This window comes from bacterium, from assembly GCA_035370465.1.
In the GTDB taxonomy this organism is placed as follows: domain Bacteria; phylum Ratteibacteria; class UBA8468; order B48-G9; family JAFGKM01; genus JAGGVW01.
Genome location: DAOOVW010000072.1, coordinates 1 through 5,410, shown reverse-complemented (window position 1 = coordinate 5,410; position 5,410 = coordinate 1). Strand labels below are relative to the sequence as shown.

General features: G+C 33.8%; 3 protein-coding genes. 2 read left to right on the top strand and 1 reads right to left on the bottom strand.

All coding sequences use genetic code 11. The annotated features are described in order from the left end of the window. Positions 1-189 (bottom strand): hypothetical protein (locus PLW95_07745; GenBank protein HOV22546.1); only part of this gene is annotated, 189 nt, incomplete at its 3' end. Positions 190-542: 353 nt separating this feature from the next. Between PLW95_07745 and PLW95_07740 the strand changes: the two genes are divergently transcribed. After that, positions 543-2,240: a DUF262 domain-containing protein gene (locus PLW95_07740; protein HOV22545.1), complete on the top strand. Its 1,698-nt coding sequence runs from the start codon at positions 543-545 to the stop codon at positions 2,238-2,240. A gap of 437 nt (positions 2,241-2,677) precedes the next feature. Continuing rightward, positions 2,678-4,681: an excinuclease ABC subunit UvrB gene (uvrB, locus tag PLW95_07735; protein HOV22544.1), complete on the top strand. Its 2,004-nt coding sequence runs from the start codon at positions 2,678-2,680 to the stop codon at positions 4,679-4,681. Positions 4,682-5,410 lie beyond the last annotated feature (729 nt).

Genomic DNA, 5,410 nt, shown 5'->3' with positions numbered 1-5,410 from the left:
TGTTAATATTAATTTTTTTTTATTCATTATGACTGACCAGTCAGTTTTATAATAAGTAATTATTTTACCCCCAATTTTTTTCCTGTCAATAGATAATGGTAAATGATAAAATACAGGAATAACAATACTTTGAAAACTATTGACAAAAACTTGGGGTAGTATAATTAAAAAAATAGATAAATTTGACAATTTATAGATGTATGTGATAAAGTTAAAAGGGAAGTTGATTTGTTGAAAGTAAATCCCGTTCTGTTTTTAGCACCGTGCAAAGACAGAAAACGGCCCGAATTATCGGGATGGGGTTCACTGAATACTTACCTTTTTATTTGATTGCTGGAACTGAATTATGTAGTTCAGGCAGGTTCTTCTTTTGACACAAAATTAAAGATGTGCTACACTGGAAAAATAAACTTGACTTTTTGAAGCTAATACATTACGAACCTGACAAGGGTTAATGTGGGCAAGAACACTGGAAGCGAAAGGAGTTTAAATGGTCGCTGTCCCTATTTACCCATTGGTTGCTTAAAGAGGAGTGTTAGAATATGAACGAAGGAGAACTTGAATTTGAAGAAACGAAAGAAGATCAACCAACAGAAATACTACCGAAAGAACGGCGGGTATATTCAGATAAACCTGATAGAAGTATTTTTGAACTTTATCGTCAATATCAAAAGGGCAATTTGGAACTACGGCCAGAGTTTCAAAGGCTTCAGGTTTGGGATAATACCAAATCAAGTCGTTTAATTGAATCGGTATTATTAGAAGTTCCAATACCTGTTATTTATTTAAGCGAGGAATCAGATAGTAAATATTCAGTTATAGATGGGCAGCAGAGATTGAATGCTTTTATCAAATTCCTTGAAAATAACTTGAGACTAAGTGGACTAACGATTTTAACAGAACTGAATGGAAAAAGATTTCAAAACATTCCCAAAAACCTTCAGGATAAATTTGAAAATGCCACAATCAGAATTATAGAAATTAGAAAGGAGTCCAATCCAGATGTAAAATTTGAGATATTTGAACGATTAAATACAGGAGCCGTTCAACTTAATGCACAAGAATTGCGAAACTGTATTTATCGGGGAAACTATAATGATTTGTTAAAAGAGTTAGCCGAAGATAAAGATTTCCAATTTTTATTGGGGCTTAAAGAACCACATTATCGTATGCAAGATAGGGAGTTGATTTTACGCTTCTTTGCCTTCTTCCACACTACACATCTTAAATATACTCCTTCCATGAAACACTTTTTGAACAAAGAAATGGAGAAATATAGAAATCTGAACAATGCTGAAGAAAAAGAACTCAGAACTGTTTTTAAAAAGAGTGTTGGATTATCAAAAAGTGTTTTTGGAGACAAAGCATATAGAAGATTTGTATCTGGTTCAAGTAAAGACCCTAATGGTTATTGGGAAACAAGAAAAATAAATAAGGGTTTGTTTGACATTGTAATGTTCGGCTTTGCCATGTATGAAGAAAATCAAATTGTTCCAAACAGTGACCAAATTAGGGAAAAATTGATATGGCTTATGACTCATGATTTGGAATTTATTGATACAATCACCGTTACAACTGACAGAAAGGATAAAATTCATACTCGCTTTGACAAATGGCTTTCTACACTTAAAGAAATTGTAGGAACAGCAAAAACAGAATCACGAACTTTTTCTTTGCAATACAAAAAACAGCTTTGGGAATCTAATCCTACCTGTGCCATCTGTGGACAGAGGATTCATCTTGTTGATGACGCTGAGGTTGACCATGTAGAGCAATATTGGCAAGGTGGAAAAACAATACCCGCAAATGCACGATTAACACATCGTTATTGTAATAGAAGTAGACCACGAGAAGATATACAACCTACTGTCGGGGGAAAGGCAAATGCTATTAGTCCTACTACTATGGTCCCAAAAGGAATTAAATACTCCAGAGTAATATCTAAAGGAGAGAGAACCCCTCGTCAAGCTTTTCGCATTCCTATATTAGAAGCACTGATAGAACTCGGTGGTACAGGTGAAATGGATAAAATCTTAGAAAAGGTCGAGATTAAAATGAAACATATTCTAAATTCTGTTGACTATAAAAAATTACCATCTGGAGTTATGATAAGATGGCAAAATACTGCTCAATGGGAGAGGTATGTAATGGTTCAGGATGGATTATTAAGCCCCCATTCCCCAAGAGGAATATGGGAAATTACAGAGAAGGGGAAAGAATTCTTGAAAAATAATCGATGACCAAAGGCAACCAACATCGTATAACACGGCAGGTTCGTGCCTTACAGCACTCACCCAAGCTGAAATTAAACAGTTGAAAAACTTATGTTCTTATTTAGCAATACGTGGATAATGTCTATTTTTTCCTGTAAAAACAAGAAGCAACCATCCATAAAATTTTAACTACAAAAATTGTAAAACATACATTTATAAATTGTCAAATTTTCGAATTGAGACATAATAAATCTACACGAAAAGGTATGTTAGACAAGACAAAAGAGAAATCTACTCGAAAAATCAGAATTAAAATAGCACCTCCCGATAAAATAAAAAGTAAAGAAAGGTGCAAAAATAACCGTTTTGTTGTTAAAATAGAGTGGATTCTGTTTAAGAAACAGTGTGATAATGGTAAATAAATAATTTACTAATCACAGGGATTTTTCAGGTATAATATTTTTATGGATAATTTCAAACTCATATCAAAATTTAAACCTGCGGGAAGTCAACCAGAAGCAATAAAACAACTTGTTAAAAATTTAGAAAAAGGTAAAAAACAACAGATATTACTTGGGATTACAGGTAGTGGAAAAACATTTACAATGGCAAATGTAATAGAAAAAGTTAATCGCCCTGTTCTTGTAATTTCTCATAACAAAACACTTGCTGCCCAACTTTATAGTGAATTTAGAGAGTTTTTCCCCGAAAATAAGGTAAGGTATTTTGTTAGTTATTATGACTATTATCAGCCAGAAGCATATATTCCTGAAACAGATACTTATATTGAAAAAGACGCTTCAATAAATGAGGATATAGATAGATTACGGCTTGCTGCTACAAGTGCAATTTTATCAGGTAGAGATGTCATAGTTGTTGCAAGTGTTTCCTGTATTTACCCAATTGGCAGTCCCGAAGACCATAAAGCAATGATGCTTCATTTAGAAAAAGGGCAAAACACAGAAAGAAAATATATTTTGAAACGACTTATTGAAATTCAGTATGAAAGAAATGAGTTTGACTTCACAAGAGGTAAGTTTAGAGTAAGAGGAAATACAATTGAAATAATACCATCTTATGAAGAAATTGGAGTAAGAATTGGCATGGTAGGAAACAAAATTGTTAAAATTGAAAAATTTGACCCATTAACAAACAAAAAATTATCTGATGAAGAAGAAATTTATATTTATCCAGCAAAACATTTTGTTACACCAAGAGATAAACTCACAAAAGCAATAGAAAGTATAAAAGAGGAATTAGAAATATGTGTTGATGACTTTAAAAAAAGAGGAAAACTTCTTGAAGCAGAACGACTTGAAATGAGAACAAAATATGACCTTGAAATGCTTGAAGAATTAGGTTATTGTCATGGAATAGAAAATTATAGCCGTCATTTAGCAGGAAGATTACCAGGAGAAAGGCCTGAAGTTCTTCTTGACTATTTTCCTGATGACTATTTAATTTTTATTGACGAATCTCATGTTACCGTCCCCCAAATAAAAGGAATGTATTTTGGAGATAAAGCAAGGAAGGAAACACTTGTCCAATATGGGTTTCGTCTTCCTTCTGCACTTGATAACAGACCCTTAAAATTTGATGAATTTACAAAACTTGCCAATAGTGTAATTTATGTCTCGGCAACACCTGGAAAATATGAACTTGAAAAATGTGGAGTAAATAGACTTGGAGAAAAATCACCTCTAATTGTTGAACAAATTATAAGACCAACAGGACTTATTGACCCGCCAATAATTGTAAAAGAGACAAAAACACAGATAGACGACCTAATTCCAAGAATAAAAGAAAGAATAAAGAAAAAACAAAGAGTTCTTGTAATAACTATAAGTAAACATTTAGCAGAGGAAATTGCTGATTACTTAAAAGAATTTGATATAAAAGTTATGTATTTACATTATGAAATTGATACGCTTGAAAGAGTGGAAATTTTAAAGGATTTAAGAGAGGGGAATTTTGATGTTCTTGTTGGAATAAATTTATTAAGGGAAGGACTTGACCTACCTGAAGTTTCTCTTGTAGCAATACTTGATGCTGATAAAGAAGGGTTTTTAAGAAGTGAGACATCTTTAATTCAAATTGCAGGAAGAGCCGCAAGAAGTATTGATGGAGAGGTTGTAATGTATGCTGATAGAATAACAGATGCAATGAGAGGAGCAATTGAAGAAACAGAAAGGAGAAGGAAAATACAGATTGAATACAATAAAAAATATAACATAACACCTCGTTCAATTGAAAAACCAATCTATAAAAGTGTAAGTGAGATTCTTGGAGGGAAAAATATAAGAGAAGAAAGAAAAATAGCAGAAAAAGAAGAAGAATATTACGGAAAGGATGTTTTTCAGACAATAAAACGACTTGAAAAAAAGATGATGGGAGCAGCAAAAAAATTGGATTTTGAGCAGGCAATATATTACAGGGATAAAATAAAAAAACTAAAAGAAGAAAAATAAACTTAAACCTTTCAAATGTAAAACTATAATTTAAGATATTTAATTATTTCTATTAGTATGTTTTCATTTCTTCTTTTTCCCCTTTTTATTATTTTAACAGCATAAATATTATCCTAAATTCCCATATTTTTGGACACTAAGATATTCATACTATTTTTACATCAAATGTATACTAAAAATTAATATCCCCCTCACCCTTCCCCTCGGGCGTAGCCCTACGGGCGAGCCTATCCCCTGTGGGGAGAGGGGAGAAGAAGAGAGGGATATTTCCTTCTCCCCAACGGGGAGAAGGAAAGGATGAGGGGGCAAGTATTTTCCCCTTTATTAAACCGACTAAAGAAGCGAGGGGTAGCAAAGCAGAGTTGGTGCTTGTTTCTACAATACTTCCCCCTTTTGTAAACCGACTAAAGTTGCTTACCTTGTGCCTCAGAGTTGGTGCGTCATCGTCTCCCAGATAGCACAACGGGGATTTTGAGGATTGTTCTACACAGGTAGTTTAAAATATAGCATACGAACCAGCCCTACCCTCCTTCGCTAATGCTCAGACGGGCAGGCAAGGTAGAGATAAGTTGAGCAGACGGGGTTTAATAAGGAGATATAGAGAAATCCATCCCTCGGGCGTAGTCCTACGGGCGAGCCTAACCTTCCCCTCCACAAAGACATTGACGGACATGCTTTACAAAGGAAGGGAGAGAAAGGAACAGAGTGGATTTTGAAAAATATACCACA